General features: G+C 59.9%; 16 protein-coding genes. 13 read left to right on the top strand and 3 right to left on the bottom strand.

Translation table 11 applies throughout. From position 1 onward, the window contains the following. Positions 1 to 110: 110 nt before the first annotated feature. The 11 genes from V6M90_RS18935 to V6M90_RS18985 all read left to right on the top strand — a co-directional run bounded on the left by V6M90_RS18935 (position 111) and on the right by V6M90_RS18985 (position 14,188). Positions 111 to 2,885 carry an LPS-assembly protein LptD gene (locus V6M90_RS18935; RefSeq protein WP_003176472.1) on the top strand — a complete coding sequence of 925 codons (2,775 nt, stop codon included), beginning with the start codon at positions 111 to 113 and terminating at the stop codon, positions 2,883 to 2,885. After that, positions 2,860 to 4,200, top strand: coding sequence for a peptidylprolyl isomerase (locus V6M90_RS18940; RefSeq protein ID WP_042945362.1), 1,341 nt, complete (start codon positions 2,860 to 2,862; stop codon positions 4,198 to 4,200). Before V6M90_RS18935 ends, V6M90_RS18940 begins: the two co-directional genes overlap by 26 nt. Beyond that, complete coding sequence (pdxA, locus tag V6M90_RS18945; protein ID WP_003176474.1) at positions 4,197 to 5,186, top strand: 4-hydroxythreonine-4-phosphate dehydrogenase PdxA; 990 nt, start codon at positions 4,197 to 4,199, stop codon at positions 5,184 to 5,186. The genes V6M90_RS18940 and pdxA overlap by 4 nt, the downstream gene beginning before the upstream one ends. After that, positions 5,183 to 5,995, top strand: a complete 813-nt coding sequence (rsmA, locus tag V6M90_RS18950) for a 16S rRNA (adenine(1518)-N(6)/adenine(1519)-N(6))-dimethyltransferase RsmA (protein ID WP_003176475.1) — start codon at positions 5,183 to 5,185, stop codon at positions 5,993 to 5,995. Before pdxA ends, rsmA begins: the two co-directional genes overlap by 4 nt. Positions 5,996 to 6,167: 172 nt before the next feature. Beyond that, positions 6,168 to 6,548, top strand: a complete 381-nt coding sequence (gene apaG, locus V6M90_RS18955) for a Co2+/Mg2+ efflux protein ApaG (protein ID WP_078826307.1) — start codon at positions 6,168 to 6,170, stop codon at positions 6,546 to 6,548. Next, positions 6,548 to 7,399, top strand: coding sequence for a symmetrical bis(5'-nucleosyl)-tetraphosphatase (locus V6M90_RS18960; protein ID WP_332846943.1), 852 nt, complete (start codon positions 6,548 to 6,550; stop codon positions 7,397 to 7,399). Before apaG ends, V6M90_RS18960 begins: the two co-directional genes overlap by 1 nt. A 9-nt stretch (positions 7,400 to 7,408) precedes the next feature. Further along, a complete protein-coding gene (gene glpE, locus V6M90_RS18965; protein WP_003176478.1) occupies positions 7,409 to 7,738 on the top strand; it encodes a thiosulfate sulfurtransferase GlpE in 330 nt (109 codons plus the stop codon). A gap of 283 nt (positions 7,739 to 8,021) precedes the next feature. After that, positions 8,022 to 9,944, top strand: a complete 1,923-nt coding sequence (locus V6M90_RS18970) for a PrkA family serine protein kinase (protein WP_003176479.1) — start codon at positions 8,022 to 8,024, stop codon at positions 9,942 to 9,944. A 117-nt stretch (positions 9,945 to 10,061) separates the two neighbouring features. Continuing rightward, positions 10,062 to 11,333 (top strand): YeaH/YhbH family protein, encoded by a 1,272-nt coding sequence (locus V6M90_RS18975; protein ID WP_078826310.1) that lies wholly within the window; start codon positions 10,062 to 10,064, stop codon positions 11,331 to 11,333. After that, a complete protein-coding gene (locus V6M90_RS18980; protein WP_078734916.1) occupies positions 11,330 to 12,895 on the top strand; it encodes a SpoVR family protein in 1,566 nt (521 codons plus the stop codon). Before V6M90_RS18975 ends, V6M90_RS18980 begins: the two co-directional genes overlap by 4 nt. Positions 12,896 to 12,958: 63 nt before the next feature. Continuing rightward, the gene (locus V6M90_RS18985) at positions 12,959 to 14,188 is read left to right on the top strand and encodes a multifunctional CCA addition/repair protein (RefSeq protein WP_332846944.1); all 1,230 of its coding nucleotides are present in this window, start codon (positions 12,959 to 12,961) and stop codon (positions 14,186 to 14,188) included. A 38-nt stretch (positions 14,189 to 14,226) separates the two neighbouring features. Here the strand turns inward: V6M90_RS18985 and folK are convergent, their stop codons facing one another. Further along, a complete protein-coding gene (gene folK / locus V6M90_RS18990; RefSeq protein ID WP_003176484.1) occupies positions 14,227 to 14,745 on the bottom strand; it encodes a 2-amino-4-hydroxy-6-hydroxymethyldihydropteridine diphosphokinase in 519 nt (172 codons plus the stop codon). Next, entirely contained in the window at positions 14,736 to 15,089 is a 354-nt protein-coding gene (gene folB, locus V6M90_RS18995) for a dihydroneopterin aldolase (protein ID WP_003176485.1), read from the bottom strand. The genes folK and folB overlap by 10 nt, the downstream gene beginning before the upstream one ends. Before the next feature lie 72 nt (positions 15,090 to 15,161). Here folB and plsY point away from each other — a divergent pair, with 72 nt between their 5' ends. Further along, positions 15,162 to 15,731: a glycerol-3-phosphate 1-O-acyltransferase PlsY gene (gene plsY, locus V6M90_RS19000; RefSeq protein WP_003176486.1), complete on the top strand. Its 570-nt coding sequence runs from the start codon at positions 15,162 to 15,164 to the stop codon at positions 15,729 to 15,731. Positions 15,732 to 15,764: 33 nt separating this feature from the next. On the opposite strand, the gene tsaD is transcribed toward plsY, so the two are convergent. After that, a complete protein-coding gene (gene tsaD / locus V6M90_RS19005; protein WP_332846945.1) occupies positions 15,765 to 16,790 on the bottom strand; it encodes a tRNA (adenosine(37)-N6)-threonylcarbamoyltransferase complex transferase subunit TsaD in 1,026 nt (341 codons plus the stop codon). A 202-nt stretch (positions 16,791 to 16,992) separates the two neighbouring features. Between tsaD and rpsU the strand changes: the two genes are divergently transcribed. Continuing rightward, on the top strand, positions 16,993 to 17,208 hold the full coding sequence (gene rpsU, locus V6M90_RS19010) for a 30S ribosomal protein S21 (RefSeq protein WP_002551877.1): 216 nt from the start codon (positions 16,993 to 16,995) through the stop codon (positions 17,206 to 17,208). Positions 17,209 to 17,558 lie beyond the last annotated feature (350 nt).

Genomic DNA, 17,558 nt, shown 5'->3' on the forward strand with positions numbered 1-17,558 from the left:
CTAGCCGTCAAGCGGGGCATGCTTTATTATCACGCATCTTTTTCAGACCATCGAGAGGCGTGCGGCCCAAACCGCGGGCAGATGGCACGCAGGAAGCCCGGACTAATAAGATGGCATTGAAATCCCCCGCGTTTCGTAGAAAATTTCCGTTGCTGGTAACCGGCAGTCTGCTGGCCTTGCAACCCTTCGCCACCTCATTCGTGGTCGCCGCGGAACAGTATGACTGCTCAGTCTCTGCTTCGGGTGCCTGGGATTGCGCGCCAAAAACCGCCGCAGCCCCATTGCCACCGCGCCCGGTGCATGACGGCGCTGCCGTCAGCTCGGCCAACAGCACGGCGCAGGCCGAGGCTGGTGGCAGTGCCGCGGCCGAGCCCAAGACCGCACTGGTCACCGACGCCAAGGGCCGTGGCCTGCGTTCGCGCAGCGCCGACTACAGCCACTTGGACTGGGTGCCCCGCGAAAAGTTGACCGCGGCCCAGCTGGCCGAAACCGGTCCTTATTGCAGCGGTGCGTACATCGAGCCGACGCGTCCTGGCATGAACGACAAGACGAACAAGAGCGATGCGCCCACCTTCATCGGTGCCAAAGCCTCTCGTTACGAGCAGGAACAGCAAGTCGCAACCCTGGCCGGTGACGTTGTCATGCGCCAGGGCAGCATGCAGCTTGAAGCCGAAGAGGCGAGCCTGTACCAGGCCGAGAGCCGCGGCGAGCTCAATGGCAACGTGCGCCTGCGCGACAACGGTGCCCTGATCGTCGGCGACCACGCCGAGGTTCAGCTGGACACCGGTGCGGCGCAGATCGACAACGCCGAATACGTGCTGCACAAGTCGCGTATCCGCGGTAACGCGCTGTACGCCAAGCGCGCCGAAAACGCGATCATCCGTCTCAAGGACGGTACGTACACCACCTGCGAGCCAGACAGCAACGCCTGGCAGCTCAAGGGCAACAACATCACGTTGAACCCGGCCACCGGTTTCGGTACGGCCACCAACGCGACGCTGCGGATCAAGAACATCCCGATCCTGTACACCCCTTACATCTATTTCCCGATCGACGACCGTCGTCAGTCCGGCTTCCTGCCGCCGAGCTTCAGCACCGGCAGCGAAACCGGCTTCACGCTGACCACACCGTACTACTTCAACCTGGCGCCGAACTACGACGCCACGTTGTACCCGCAATACATGACCAAGCGCGGCCTGTTGATGGAAGGCGAATTCCGCTACCTCACCAAGTCCAGCGAAGGCCAGTTCGGCGGCGCGTACCTGAACGACGACAGCGACGAGCGCAAGAAGCAGACCGATTATGAAAAGACTCGGTACATGCTCAACTGGCAGCATAAGGGTGGGTTGGATTCGCGTGTATCGACCCTGGTCGACTATACCGAGATCAGCGATCCTTATTACTTCCAGGATCTGAAGACCAACCAGATCGGTGTGGAATCCCGGGATTTCCTGAACCAGCAAGGCGCTGTCACCTATCGTGGCGATTCCTATCAGGCACGGCTGAACGTCCAGGCGTACCAGCTGGCGACCATTTCCCAGATCACGCCGTATGACCGGCTGCCGCAGATCACCTTCAATGGTGCGCTGCCGTACAGTCCGGGCGGGCTGAAGTTCGCCTATGAGACCGAAGCGGTAAGATTTGATCGGGATCTTCAGAACGGCAACTTCACTGATAAAGACGGTGTAACCACCGCTCGCCTGGATACCAATGTCAGAGGCCTGACCCGTGCAAACGGCACGCGTCTGAACCTGGCGCCGAGCATGTCGCTTCCGCTTGAAACAACGTACGGTTTCATCACACCGAAACTGAAATACGTTTACACCAAGTACGACCTCGACCTCGATACCATCGGCAAGAATTCGCTGGCCGCGGGAGACGAATTCAAAAGCTCCCAGGACCGCGCAGTTCCAGTTGCCAGCATCGATAGCGGCCTGTATTTCGATCGCAACACCAACTGGTTCGGCAAAGACTACCGCCAGACCCTCGAACCGCGTGCGTTCTACCTTTATGTTCCGAATAAAGACCAGAGCGATATCCCGATCTTCGATACCAGCGAGTACACCTTCAGCTACAGCTCGCTGTTCCGCGACAACCGCTTCAGCGGTTCCGACCGGATCGGTGACGAGAACAAACTGTCCCTGGGTGTCACCAGTCGCTGGATCGAAGAAAACGGCTTTGAGCGCCAGCGCGTAAGCGTCGGCCAGGCCGTGTACTTCAAAGACCGCGAGGTGCAACTGCCGGGTATCCTGGCGGCTGACCGTGCCGATGCGCAGTCAGATGTATCGCCAGTCGCACTCGAATACGAGTTCCGTTTCAACCGTGACTGGCGTGCGACCGCCGACTACAACTGGGACACCGAGGAGCACCGCGCCCGCTCCGGCAGCGCCATGTTCCACTACCAGCCGGAAGACAACCCGAACAAGGTCGTCAACCTGGGTTACCGCTATCGCAACGACCAGGTGGTCTACAACCAGTTGACTGGTAAATGGCAGTTCGGTGGTGACTATGGTCAGCCGGGTGATCCGAACTTCGTGAAGGATTACTACAAAATCCAGCAACACGACTTCTCGATGATGTGGCCGATCATTCCACAGTGGAACCTGATCACACGCTGGCAGTATGACTACGCCCGCAACCGTACCCTGGAAGCCTTCGGTGGTTTCGAGTACGACAACTGCTGCTGGAAACTGCGCGTCATCAACCGTTACTGGGTTGCCAACGACGAATACAGCCAGCTCGCCCCGCTTAACGAAAAGGGTGACCACGGGCTCTTCTTCCAAATCGTCCTCAAAGGACTCGGCGGCCTGACCGGCGCCAAGGTAGAGAGCTTCCTCGACAAAGGCATTGAAGGTTATCGTGAACGTGAAAACCAAGCTTTCTGATTGTCTGCGCCCGCTCGTGCTGGGCGCGCTGTTCCTGGGGGCCGCATCGGCACACGCCGCGGTTCAACAGCTGGATAAAGTGGTGGCCATCGTCGATAACGACGTGATCATGCAGAGCCAACTGGACCAGCGGGTCAAGGAAGTTCAGCAAACCATCGCCAAGCGTGGCGGTGGTGTGCCGCCTACCAGCGTGCTGGACCAACAGGTGCTCGAACGCCTGATCGTCGAAAACCTGCAACTGCAGATCGGTGAGCGTTCCGGTATCCGTATCTCGGACGAAGAACTGAACCAGGCTGTCGGCACCATTGCCCAGCGCAACAACATGAGCATCGATCAATTCCGCGCCGCCCTGGCCCACGACGGTCTTTCCTATGAAGACGCCCGTGACCAGATCCGCCGCGAGATGATCATCAGCCGTGTGCGCCAGCGCCGTGTGGCCGAGCGGGTCCAGGTGTCCGAGCAGGAAGTGAAGAACTTCCTGGCATCGGACCTGGGCAAGATGCAGCTTTCCGAAGAACTGCACTTGGCCAATATCCTGATTCCAACCCCGGACAGCGCCAACTCCGAGCAGCTCAATGCCGCCGCCGCCAAGACCCAGGCTATCTATGAGCGCTTGAAGGCCGGTGCTGATTTCGCCCAGATGGCAATCGCCCAATCCGGCAGCGACAACGCCCTTGAAGGCGGTGACATGGGCTGGCGTAAAGCCGCTCAACTGCCCCCTCCGTTCGACCGCGAACTGAGCGCCATGGAAGTCGGTGGCATCACCCAGCCGGCCCGCACCCCAGGTGGTTTCATCATCCTGAAGCTGCTGGAACGTCGTGGTGGCGAGACCTCGCTGAAAGACGAAGTGCATGTGCGCCATATCCTGGTCAAACCAAGCGAAATCCGCAGCGAAGCGCAAACCAAGGAACTGGCCCAGAAGATCTATGACCGCATCCAAAGCGGTGAAGACTTCGCCACCCTGGCCAAGAGCTTCTCGGAAGACCCGGGTTCGGCCCTCAACGGCGGCGACCTGAACTGGATCGACCCGAAAGCCCTGGTGCCGGAATTCCAGCAAGTGATGGCTGACACTCCGCAAGGCGTACTGTCCAAGCCGTTCAAGACTCAATACGGCTGGCATGTCCTGGAAGTCCTTGGCCGTCGCGCCACTGACAACACCAGTCAGGCCCGCGAGCAACAAGCACTGAGCGTACTGCGCAACCGCAAATACGACGAAGAGCTGCAGACCTGGTTGCGTCAGATCCGTGACGAAGCCTACGTCGAGAACAAGCTGCCAGGCGCCGAGCAAACAGGCACCGACCAGGCAGTACAGTGAAACCCCAGCGTTTCGCGGTAACACCCGGCGAGCCGGCCGGCATTGGTCCAGACCTGTGCCTGCTGCTCGCCTCGCAACCCCAGCCACACCCCCTGATCGCCATTACCAGCCGCGACCTGCTCCTTGAGCGGGCCGCGCAGTTGGGCGTGGCTGTCAACCTGCTGGACGCCGCGCCAGGCAACTGGCCCGACCTGCCGGCACCGGCGGGCAGCCTGTATGTGTGGGATACCCCGCTGCAGGCCAAGGTGGTTGCCGGGCAACTGGACAAGGCCAATGCCGCGTTTGTGCTGGAAACCCTGACCCGCGCCGGGCAAGGCTGCCTCGACGGCGACTTCGCCGGCATGATCACCGCCCCGGTCCACAAGGGTGTGATCAACGAATCCGGGATCGCCTTTTCCGGCCATACCGAATTCCTTGCCGAACTGACCCACACCGCTCAAGTGGTCATGATGCTGGCCACGCGCGGCCTGCGCGTCGCCCTGGTGACTACGCACCTGCCACTGCGCGACATTGCGGACGCCATTACCGTCGAGCGGCTGGAGCGTGTGACACGCATCCTGCATGCCGACCTGCAACACAAATTCGGCATCGCCCAACCGCGCATCCTGGTCTGTGGGCTTAACCCCCACGCCGGTGAAGGCGGCCACTTGGGCCATGAAGAAATCGACATTATCGAACCCACCCTGGAGCGTCTGCGCCAAGAAGGCATGGACCTGCGTGGCCCACTGCCTGCGGACACTCTGTTTACCCCCAAATATCTGGAGCACTGCGACGCAGTGCTGGCGATGTACCACGACCAGGGGCTGCCGGTGCTGAAATACAAAGGCTTCGGCGCCGCCGTCAACGTGACACTGGGCCTGCCGATCATCCGCACCTCCGTCGACCATGGCACCGCCCTGGACCTGGCGGGCAGCGGCAAGATCGACACTGGCAGCCTGCTTGTGGCACTGGAAACCGCCTATCAGATGGCCGAGACCCGTATATGACCGAGCATTACCAACACCGGGCGCGCAAGCGTTTCGGGCAAAACTTCCTGCACGACGCTGGCGTGATCGACCGTATCCTGCGCTCCATCCATGCCAAGCCTGAAGATCGCCTGCTGGAAATCGGCCCGGGCCAGGGTGCACTGACCCAAGGTCTGCTGGCCAGCGGTGGTCAGTTGGACGTGGTTGAACTGGACAAGGACCTGATCCCGATCCTCAACCAGCAGTTCGCCGGCAAATCCAACTTCAACCTGCACCAGGGCGACGCACTGAAGTTCGACTTCAATACCCTCAACGCCGCGCCCAACAGCCTGCGCGTGGTGGGCAACCTGCCGTACAACATCTCGACGCCGCTGATTTTCCACCTGCTGAACAACGCCGGGATCATCCGCGACATGCACTTCATGCTGCAAAAGGAAGTGGTGGAACGCCTGGCCGCCGGCCCTGGCGGTGGTGATTGGGGCCGTTTGTCGATCATGGTCCAGTACCACTGCCGCGTCGAACACCTGTTCAACGTCGGCCCGGGCGCGTTCAACCCGCCGCCGAAGGTCGACTCGGCCATTGTCCGCCTGGTGCCCCACGCCGTACTGCCGCACCCGGCCAAGGATCACAAGCTGCTGGAACGCGTGGTGCGCGAGGCGTTCAACCAACGCCGCAAGACCCTGCGCAACACGCTCAAGGCCCTGCTCAGCAACGCTGAAATCGAAGCCGCCGGCGTCGACGGCAGCCTGCGCCCCGAGCAACTGGACCTGGCCGCGTTCGTGCGCCTGGCTGACCAGTTGGCCATCCAGCCTGCGCCCGCAGCGGAATAAGGCAGAAGGACAACGCGATCCAGATGTGGGAGGGGCGCTGCGACGATTCGACTTGCTCCCTCCCACATTTGAACTGCGTCATACCAGACAGCACGTCTGGCTTAGTGCCCACCTCTTGGCCTAGACTGATCCGCATCTGCTGTCCTCCGCTTTTGCTTTTAAGGCCTCTTGCATGTCCGATCCTCGCTACCAGATCGACGTCAGCGTCGTCACCCGCTTTCTGGCGGACCAATCGCAACCTGAACACAACCGTTTCGCCTTTGCCTACACCATCACGGTGAAGAACAACGGGCAGGTGCCGGCCAAGCTGCTGTCACGCCATTGGGTGATCACCGACGGTGATGGCCAAAAAGAGGAAGTGCGCGGCGCGGGTGTTGTCGGCCAGCAACCGCTGATCGACGTTGGCGCCAGCCATACCTACAGCAGCGGCACGGTCATGACCTCCAAGGTTGGCACCATGGAAGGTTCGTATCAGATGAAAGCCACTGATGGCAAAGTGTTCGACGCCATCATCAAGCCTTTCCGCCTCGCCGTGCCGGGGGCCCTGCACTGATGGCGACGTACGCAGTCGGCGACCTGCAAGGCTGCCTGGAGCCGCTCAAGTGCCTGCTTGAACGCGTGGCCTTCGACCCGGCGCATGATCGCCTGTGGTTGGTGGGTGACCTGGTCAATCGCGGCCCCGAGTCCCTGCAGACCCTGCGTTACCTGTATAACCTGCGTGATTCATTGGTGTGCGTGCTGGGCAACCACGACCTGCACCTGCTGGCGGCCGCTAATAACATCGAGCGCCTGAAAAAGGGCGACACCCTGCGCGAAATCCTCGAAGCACCCGATCACGCCGACTTGCTCGACTGGCTGCGCCGACAAAAGATCATGCATTACGACGACGCCCGCAACATGGCCCTGGTCCATGCCGGCATCCCACCGCAGTGGACGTTGAAGAAAGCCCTCAAGTGCGCCGCCGAAGTCGAACATGCGCTTGCCGAAGACAGCCTGTACACCGCCTATCTCGACGGCATGTACGGCAACGAGCCAGTCAAATGGGACAACGACCTGACTGGCGTTGCCCGCCTGCGGGTCATCACCAATTACTTCACGCGCATGCGCTTCTGCACGGCCGAAGGCAAGCTGGACCTCAAAAGCAAGGAAGGTGCCGACACCGCCCTGCCCGGCTACAAGCCCTGGTTCGCCCACAAGGAGCGCAAGACCCGTGACACGAAGATCATCTTCGGCCACTGGGCGGCCCTGGAAGGCAAATGCGACGAACCCGGCGTGTTCGCCCTCGACACCGGCTGCGTGTGGGGTGGCGCCATGACCCTGATGAACATCGACACGGGCGAGCGCCACAGGTGCCAATGCCAGTCCTCCCCTCCCACTACACAGCCGGCCGCCATACAGCCATAGGAGCCCGCCATGAGCGAATTCAAACGTATCCCTCCCGAACAAGCCCAGGCCTTGCGCGAGCGAGGTGCGGTAGTCGTCGACATTCGTGACCAGCCGACCTACGCGGCCGCTCACATCACTGGTGCCCAGCACTTGGACAACGTCAACATCGCCGATTTCATCCGCGCCGCCGACCTCGACGCACCGGTGATCGTGGCCTGCTACCACGGCAACTCCAGCCAGAGCGCCGCCGCCTACCTGATCAGCCAGGGCTTCTCTGATGTCTATAGCCTGGACGGCGGTTTTGAGTTGTGGCGTACGACCTATCCCGCGGAAATTTCTTCCGGCGATTCGCAATAATTTTTTTCACACCCCGCTACCCCGCGTGACGCTTGGGCTCGCACCGTTTCTGACGAACGGCGCGGCCAAACTAATTGCTCATCGTCCCTTGCCCTCTCCGATTCCGACTATCCTTAAGCGCAGGCCATCCAAATCAGGGGAGAGCCGGTACACCGGCGTGCGGGTCATCGGTAGCGTTTAGGGTGTTCTGGGGGGAAAACAGTCATTGGCGATCGTCAATGACTGCCAGCATCGACTGATTGATCCGGCGTCGGCTCCACGTATCGAGCGAGGTGACGACGTCATGAGTATTTTTAGCCACTTCCAGCAACGCTTCGCGTCCACACAGCAGGAGGAACTCACGCTTCAAGAGTATCTCGAACTGTGCAAACAGGACCGCAGCACCTACGCATCCGCCGCCGAACGCCTGCTGCTGGCGATAGGCGAGCCGCAGCTGATAGACACCTCGAACAATTCGCGCCTGTCGCGAATCTTTTCCAACAAGGTGATCCGCCGCTACCCGGCCTTTGAAGACTTCCACGGAATGGAAGAATGCATCGACCAGATCGTCTCCTACTTCCGCCACGCCGCCCAAGGCCTGGAAGAGAAGAAACAGATCCTCTACCTGCTCGGCCCCGTCGGCGGCGGCAAATCGTCCCTGGCCGAAAAACTCAAACAACTGATCGAGAAAGTGCCGTTCTATGCGATCAAGGGCTCGCCGGTGTTCGAGTCGCCCCTGGGCCTGTTCAACGCCACGGAAGATGGCGCGATCCTCGAAGAAGACTTCGGCATCCCACGGCGCTATCTCAACACCATCATGTCGCCTTGGGCCACCAAACGCCTGGCCGAGTTCGGCGGTGATATCAGCCAGTTCCGCGTGGTGAAACTGTACCCATCGATCCTCAACCAGATCGGTGTGGCCAAGACCGAGCCGGGGGATGAGAACAACCAGGATATTTCGGCGCTGGTGGGCAAGGTCGATATCCGCAAACTCGAAGAATTCCCACAGAACGACGCCGACGCCTACAGCTACTCGGGCGCACTGTGCCGGGCCAACCAGGGCCTGATGGAGTTCGTGGAAATGTTCAAGGCACCGATCAAGGTGCTGCACCCATTGCTCACCGCGACGCAGGAAGGCAACTACAACAGCACCGAAGGGCTGGGCGCGATCCCGTTCACCGGGATCCTGCTGGCTCACTCCAACGAATCGGAATGGCACACCTTCCGCAACAACAAGAACAACGAAGCCTTCATCGACCGGATCTATATCGTCAAGGTGCCGTACTGCCTGCGGGTCAGCGATGAGATCAAGATCTACGACAAACTGCTGTTCAACAGCTCCCTGGCCAAGGCCCATTGCGCACCCGACACCCTGAAGATGCTCGCGCAGTTCACCGTACTGTCGCGCCTCAAAGAGCCGGAAAACTCGAATATCTATTCGAAGATGCGCGTATACGACGGCGAAAACCTCAAGGACACCGACCCCAAGGCCAAGTCGATACAGGAATACCGCGACACGGCAGGCGTTGATGAAGGCATGAACGGTCTGTCGACGCGCTTTGCGTTCAAGATTCTGTCCAAAGTCTTCAACTTCGATCCCCACGAAATCGCCGCCAACCCGGTGCACCTGCTCTATGTGCTGGAACAGCAGATCGAACAGGAGCAATTCCAGGCCGAAACCCGCGAGCGCTACCTGCGCTTCCTCAAGGAATACCTGGCGCCGCGCTACATCGAGTTCATTGGCAAGGAAATCCAGACCGCATACCTGGAGTCCTACAGCGAATACGGCCAGAACATCTTCGACCGCTACGTGCTGTATGCGGACTTCTGGATCCAGGACCAGGAATACCGCGACCCGGAAACCGGCGAAATCCTCAATCGCGTGGCCCTCAACGAGGAGCTGGAAAAAATCGAAAAACCGGCCGGCATCAGCAATCCTAAGGATTTCCGCAACGAGATCGTCAACTTCGTGCTGCGCGCCCGTGCCAACAACAACGGCAAAAACCCTACCTGGCTCAGCTACGAGAAGCTGCGGGTGGTCATCGAGAAGAAAATGTTCTCCAACACCGAGGATCTGCTGCCGGTCATCAGCTTCAACGCCAAGGCCAGCAAGGAGGATCAGCAAAAACACAACGACTTCGTCACACGAATGGTCGAGCGTGGCTACACCGACAAACAGGTACGGCTTCTGTCGGAATGGTACCTACGGGTCCGGAAATCGCAGTGAGAGAAGCAGCTGCAAGCTTCCAGCGACAAGCTGCAAGAGAAAAGCCACTGATTCGAACATCAGCGGGCTCTCTCTTGCAGCTTGAAGCTTACGACTTGAAGCTCCCCGGAGGGGCCTATGAGCTATGTGATCGACCGACGCCTCAATGGCAAGAACAAGAGCACGGTAAACCGCCAGCGTTTCCTGCGGCGTTACCGTGACCACATCAAAAAGGCGGTTGAAGAGGCCGTCAGCCGTCGCTCCATCACCGATATGGAGCATGGCGAACAAATCAGTATTCCCGGAAGAGACATCGACGAACCGGTGCTGCACCACGGCCGAGGCGGGAAACAGACCGTCGTGCACCCAGGCAACAAAGAGTTCACCACCGGCGAACATATCCAGCGCCCCCAGGGCGGTGGCGGCGGTAAAGGCCCAGGCAAAGCCGGTAACTCCGGCGAAGGCATGGATGAGTTCGTGTTCCAGATCACCCAGGAAGAATTTCTCGAATTCATGTTCGAGGACCTGGAACTGCCCAATCTGGTCAAACGCAACCTGACCGGCACCGACACCTTCAAGACCGTGCGCGCCGGTATCAGCAACGAGGGCAACCCCTCGCGCATCAACATCATCCGTACCCTGCGTTCGGCCCATGCGCGACGTATCGCTCTGTCGGGCAGCAGTCGCGCCAAATTGAAGGATGCCAAGGAAGAGTTGGCGCGCCTGAAACGTGAAGAACCGGACAACTTCGGCGATATCCAGGAAATAGAGGCGGAAATCGAGAAACTCAGCGCGCGCATTCACCGCGTACCGTTCCTCGACACCTTCGACCTTAAGTACAACCTGCTGGTCAAACAGCCCAACCCCAGCTCGAAGGCCGTGATGTTTTGCCTGATGGACGTGTCCGGCTCCATGACCCAGGCCACCAAGGATATTGCCAAGCGCTTCTTTATCCTGTTGTACCTGTTCCTCAAGCGCAACTACGACAAGATCGACGTCGTATTCATTCGCCATCACACCAGCGCGCGAGAAGTGGACGAAGAGGAATTCTTCTACTCGCGCGAGACCGGTGGCACCATCGTGTCCAGCGCGCTGAAGCTCATGCAAGAGATCATGGCCGAGCGTTATCCGGCCAACGAGTGGAACATTTACGCCGCCCAGGCCTCCGACGGCGACAACTGGAACGACGACTCGCCGATCTGCCGCGACATTCTGATCAACCAGATCATGCCGTTCGTGCAGTATTACACCTACGTCGAAATTACCCCCCGTGAGCACCAGGCCCTGTGGTTCGAATACGAGCGCATCGGCGAAGCTTTTGCCGATACGTTCGCCCAGCAGCAACTGGTCTCGGCCGGCGATATCTATCCGGTCTTCCGTGAACTCTTCCAGCGCAGGTTAGTGACATGACCGCCAAAAAAGAGACTAAGCGCCAACCCATTTCCACCGGGTCCGAGTGGACCTTTGAACTGATCCAGGCCTATGACCGGGAAATCAGCCGCATCGCGGCGGGTTATGCACTGGATACTTACCCCAACCAGATCGAAGTGATTACCGCCGAACAGATGATGGATGCATACGCCTCGGTTGGCATGCCCCTGGGCTACCACCACTGGTCCTACGGCAAACACTTCCTCAGCACCGAGAAGTCCTACAGTCGCGGCCAGATGGGCCTGGCCTACGAGATCGTGATCAATTCCGACCCGTGCATCGCGTACCTGATGGAAGAAAACACGATCTGCATGCAGGCACTGGTGGTGGCGCACGCCTGCTATGGGCACAACAGCTTTTTCAAGGGCAACTACCTGTTCCGCACCTGGACCGATGCCAGTTCGATCATCGATTACCTGGTATTCGCCAAGCAGTACATCATGCAGTGCGAAGAGCGCCACGGCATTGATGCGGTGGAAGACCTGCTCGATTCCTGCCATGCCCTGATGAACTACGGTGTCGACCGCTACAAGCGTCCATATCCGATCTCAGCCGAGGAAGAACGCCTGCGTCAGAAGGAACGCGAAGAGCACCTGCAGAAGCAGATCAACGACCTGTGGCGCACCATTCCCAAGCGCGCCGGCAAGAACAGCGACAAGGACAATGCACGCTTCCCCGCCGAACCTCAGGAAAACATCCTGTATTTTCTGGAAAAACACGCACCGCTGCTGGAGCCGTGGCAGCGGGAAATCGTGCGTATCGTGCGCAAGATCGCGCAATACTTCTACCCGCAACGCCAGACCCAGGTGATGAACGAAGGCTGGGCGACGTTCTGGCACTACACCCTGATGAACGATTTGTATGACGAGGGCCTGGTCACCGACGGCTTCATGATGGAATTCCTCACCTCTCACACCAGCGTGGTGTTCCAGCCCGGCTTCGACAGCCCGTATTACAACGGTATCAACCCCTACGCCCTGGGCTTTGCCATGTACCGGGATATCCGGCGCATGTGCGAACACCCCACCGAGGAAGACCGCCGCTGGTTCCCGGAAATCGCCGGCAGCGACTGGTTGTCCACCATCAAGTTCGCCATGAGCAGTTTCAAGGATGAGAGTTTTATCCTGCAGTACCTGTCGCCCCAGGTGATCCGCGACCTCAAGCTGTTCAGCATCCTGGACGATGACCTCAAGGATGACCTGGTGGTGCCGGCCATCCACGACGAGCCCGGCTACCGCACCATCCGCGAAACCCTGGCGGCGCAGTACAACCTGGGCAACCGCGAGCCCAACGTGCAGATCTACAGCATCGATGTACGCGGCGACCGTTCGCTGACCCTGCGTCACCAGCAACATGACCGCAAACCCCTGGGCGAATCCACCGAGGAAGTACTCAAGCACTTGCACCGACTGTGGGGTTTCGACATTCACCTGGAAACCCTGCAAGGCGACCAAGTGATGAAGACACACCACGTACCGCCACGCAGCGATCATAACGACAACGACTACGGCCGCCTGGACCTGGCCGTCGTTCACCTCTGAAGCGGCAAAGCCTCCATTGACCGGGCACAGGCGTTATCCTGTGGCGCTAATGGAGGCTTTTTCATGAAAATCTATAAAGTCGGCGGTGCCGTGCGTGACCGCTTGCTGGGCATCACGGTCACTGACATCGATCGCGTGGTCGTCGGCGCCACCACCGAAGAAATGCTGGCCAAGGGCTTTAAGCCGGTCGGTGCGGACTTCCCGGTGTTCCTGGACCCGAAAAACGGTGACGAATACGCCTTGGCCCGCACCGAACGCAAGAGTGGCCGGGGTTATGGCGGCTTTGTGTTTCATGCCAGCCCCGACGTCACCCTGGAAGAAGACCTGATTCGTCGCGACCTGACCATCAACGCCATGGCGCAGGACGATGACGGCACCCTGACCGACCCCTACCACGGCCAGCGCGATCTTGAAGCCCGCATACTGCGGCACGTCTCCCCCGCGTTCGCCGAAGATCCCTTACGAGTACTGCGTGTTGCGCGCTTTTGCGCACGCTATGCACACCTGGGTTTTACGGTAGCCCCCGAAACCCTGGAACTGATGCGCCAACTCAGCGAGTCCGGCGAACTGGAAGCCCTGACGCCGGAGCGTAGCTGGAAGGAAATCTCCCGGGCATTGATGGAGAATCAACCCCAGGTATTTATCCAGGTCCTGCGCGATTGCCATGCGCTGAAAACCTTGATGCCCGAAGTGGATGCACTGTTCGGCGTGCCACAACCCGAAGCTCATCACCCCGAAATCGATACCGGCGTACACACCTTGAGCGTGCTGGAGCAGGCCGCCTTGCACAACCAGCCGCTGACCGTTCGCTGGGCCTGCCTGCTGCACGATGTGGGTAAAGGCCTGACACCTGTGGATAAGTTACCGCAGCACATTGCCCACGAGCACACGGGGTTGAAACTGATCAAAGCGATCAATGAACGCTTCAAGGTGCCGAGGGATTGTCAGGAGTTGGCCTTGCTGGTTGGCCAATATCACACCCATGGTCATCGCGCCCTGGAGCTCAAGGCCTCGACATTGCTGGAGTTGCTGCAGAGCTTTGACGTGTACCGCCGGCCGCAGCGTTTTGAAGAGTTTGTGGTCGCCTGCGAAATGGACGCCCGAGGCCGCAAGGGCTTTGAGCAGCGTAGTTATCCACAGGCGGATTATTTGCGCGGCGCGGCGCGGGCGGCACGCGAGGTCGCTGTGGCGCCGTTGCTGGAGAAAGGCTTCAAAGGCCCGCAACTGGGTGAAGCCCTCAAGCGAGAACGGCTCAAAGCGCTGAAAGCCTACAAGGAACAATCCTCACCGTAGAAGACCGTCTTCGTGGCGAGGGAGCAACAAGCTCGCGTCTACAGAAGGGAGCTTGGCGTCAGCTGTCGGCCCTGCCACTCAAACGCGACAGGCGCCAGCACTTGATCGATCTGCGCGTCACGCCACAGCTCAGCCATGGTCTTGCCTGCCTCGGGATGCACGCGATCAGGCACCATCATCGACAGCGGCCACAGCACAAAAGCGTTCTTCAGGATCTCCGCCCTGGGCAGGATCAAGCCGTCGAAATTACCCACCAGCTCGCCGTACAGCAGCACGTCGATATCCAGCGGCAAGCCCTTGCGATCTGGCGCATAGCGGCCATTGTCGGCCTCGATGAACTTGAGACGACGATCCAGCTCCATCAACGGCAGGTCAGTGTAGGCCGACACCACCAGGTTGAAGAACGGCCCGCTCTTGATGCCCACCGGCTGACTTTCGAACACCGCCGAACAGTGCATATCCGTCAAGAAGGTCGCCAACGCATCAAGGCCGGCACGCAGATGGGGCTCGCGCTCGATATTGCTACCGAGACCAAGGTAAACCTGAGTCAGCGACATCCGCGCTCGATCTCCACACCCACACCCTTGGCGGCCGGCACGGCGCCGGGCTTGGTCAGCTTGAGGTGCAGCCAGGGAATCTGGAACTCACTCATCAGGGCCTCGGCCAGGCGCTCGGCGAAGGTTTCCACCAATTGGTACTGGGACTGCTCGGCAAAGGCCTGGATACGCGCAGATACGCTGGCGTAATCCAGCGCCAGGGTCAGGTCGTCACCGGCCGCGGCCGGGCGATTGTCCCAGGCGAAGCTCAGGTCCAGGCGCAGGCATTGGCGAATCCCGCGCTCCCAGTCGTAGGCCCCGATCACGGTGTCGACTTCCAGGCCTTCGATAAACACTCTGTCCAAGCTCTTCTCCGCAGCACGACAAGGGCGCAATGCCCCGTTAGAATCAGGGCGTCCTCGCCCGGAATAGTTAGCATGTTTTGGTCACTGGCGATTTTCGCCTACCTGCTCGGCTCGCTGTCCTTCGCCATTTTGCTCAGCCGCCTGACGGGAAACCCCGACCCGCGAATGAGTGGCTCCGGCAATGCCGGCGCCACCAACATGTTGCGCCTGGCCGGCAAGAAGCTCGCCGTCCTGACGCTGCTGGGCGACCTGTGCAAAGGCCTGCTGCCCGTGCTGATCGCCAGCCTCGCCGGCCTCACCCTGCAACAGCAGGCCTGGGTGGGCGTATGCGCCGTCCTGGGCCATCTGTTTCCCCTGTACTTTCGCTTCCGCGGTGGCAAAGGCGTCGCCACGGCGGCCGGCATGCTCCTGGGGATCTACCCACCGGCGGCATTGCTGGCCGTGCTCGCCTGGCTGCTGACGTTCTACCTGACCCGCACCAGCTCGCTGGCGGCGCTGATCGCCACGCCGCTTACCCTGCCATTGCTGGCCTGGCAAGAACCGGCGGCGCTGTTGCCGATGAGCGTGCTGACACTGCTGATCGTCTGGCGCCACCGCGGCAATCTACGCGACCTGTTTGCCGGGCGCGAACGGCATTTTTAAATACCCCCGATGAGCCCGGCTCAGGCTAACGCCTTACAACGGCGGCAACTGCTCCATCGGCCAGCGTGCCTGCACGCTGATCGCCAGGCTTTCGTGCTGCCCGGCCTGCAAGCGCTGGCATCCGGCATAGGCGATCATCGCGCCATTGTCGGTGCAGAACTCCGGGCGCGCATAGAACACATCGCCCTTCATGTCGCCGAGCATCTTTTCCAATGAAGCACGCAGTGCCTTGTTGGCGCTGACGCCGCCGGCAATCACCAGGCGCTTCATGCCCGCCTGTTTCAGCGCACGCTTGCACTTGATGGTCAAAGTCTCCACCACGGCTTGCTGGAACGCCAGTGCGATGTCGCAACGGGCTTGCTCGCTGTCGTCCCCGGCGCTGACGCTGTGCTGCCAGGTATTGAGTGCAGAGGTTTTCAGGCCGCTGAAACTGAACATCAGGCCAGGGCGATCGCACATCGGACGCGGGAAGGTGTAACGACCGGCAACGCCTCTTTCAGCGAGACGCGCGATTTCCGGGCCACCGGGATAATTGAGGCCCATCATCTTCGCGGTCTTGTCAAAGGCTTCACCGGCAGCATCGTCCAGGGATTCGCCCAGGAGCGTGTAGTGGCCGATCCCATCGACCTGAACCAGCTGCGTATGACCGCCCGAAACCAACAAAGCGACGAACGGGAACTGCGGCGGTGTTTTTTCCAGCATGGGTGCCAGTAAATGACCCTCCATGTGGTGCACGCCGAGTGCCGGAATCCCCCAGGCAAACGCCAGCGCCTGAGCGCAAGAGGCCCCAACCAGAAGGGCTCCGACCAGTCCAGGGCCGGCAGTGTAGGCAATGGCGTCGATCTCGGTCGCAACGCAACCGGCATCGTCCAGCACCTGGCGAATCAACGGCAGCATGCGCTTGACGTGATCACGGCTGGCCAGCTCCGGCACGACGCCGCCATAGGCGCGGTGCAGGTCGATCTGACTGAACAGTGCATCGGCCAAAAGCCCGCGTTCACTGTCGTAAAGTGCGACACCGGTTTCGTCGCAAGAGGTTTCAAGTCCCAGTACTAGCATGGGTTTGCGCCTTGTAGAGGCTGAATTCGAAGGCGCGCATAATAGTCGCCACTCCCCCTCCCGACCAGCGGTTTTCGATCAGAGGCTTTGCATTCCGGGCAATGAGGGGTTAACATCCGCAACCCTTAAAAACCGACGACCTCAGCCGCGAATTTTTTGCGACGAGAACGTTGATCCCGGTAATGAAAGAAGGTAGCTCTGGATGCCAGCCGTCAAAGTAAAAGAGAACGAACCCTTCGACGTAGCTCTGCGTCGTTTCAAGCGCTCCTGCGAAAAAGCCGGTGTTCTGGCTGAAGTTCGTAGCCGCGAATTTTATGAGAAGCCAACTTCCGAGCGTAAGCGTAAAGCAGCAGCCGCTGTTAAGCGTCACGCGAAGAAAGTTCAGCGCGAACAGCGCCGCGCCGTTCGTCTGTACTAATACACAGACGTTCGTAGCAAGCTTCTGCCAAGCCCGGCCCTCAGCCGGGCTGTTGGCATTTGCGGATATCGCTTGATGCTTCATCGTCGACGCCGCACACGCGACCGAGACAACTGCTTCACACGTCAGGACTGGCTCTTCTGCCAGCGGTGCGCGTCTCTTCTGACGAGCCTAACAAGGCTACTGACGAGCACACTTATTCTGTAAGCAGGCGATCAACAGGTCGACTGTGCCCATCGATGAGCTTCCGAGGCCGCCCATAGGCCAAGACCGGACTCCCGGGCAAATTTTCTTCGCCGAATGCTGACGAGCACTAACGTCAGCGATTATTCGGCAGATACACTTCCTGG

Source organism: Pseudomonas lactucae (genome assembly GCF_036688725.1).
GTDB classification, from domain to species: Bacteria; Pseudomonadota; Gammaproteobacteria; order Pseudomonadales; family Pseudomonadaceae; genus Aquipseudomonas; species Aquipseudomonas lactucae.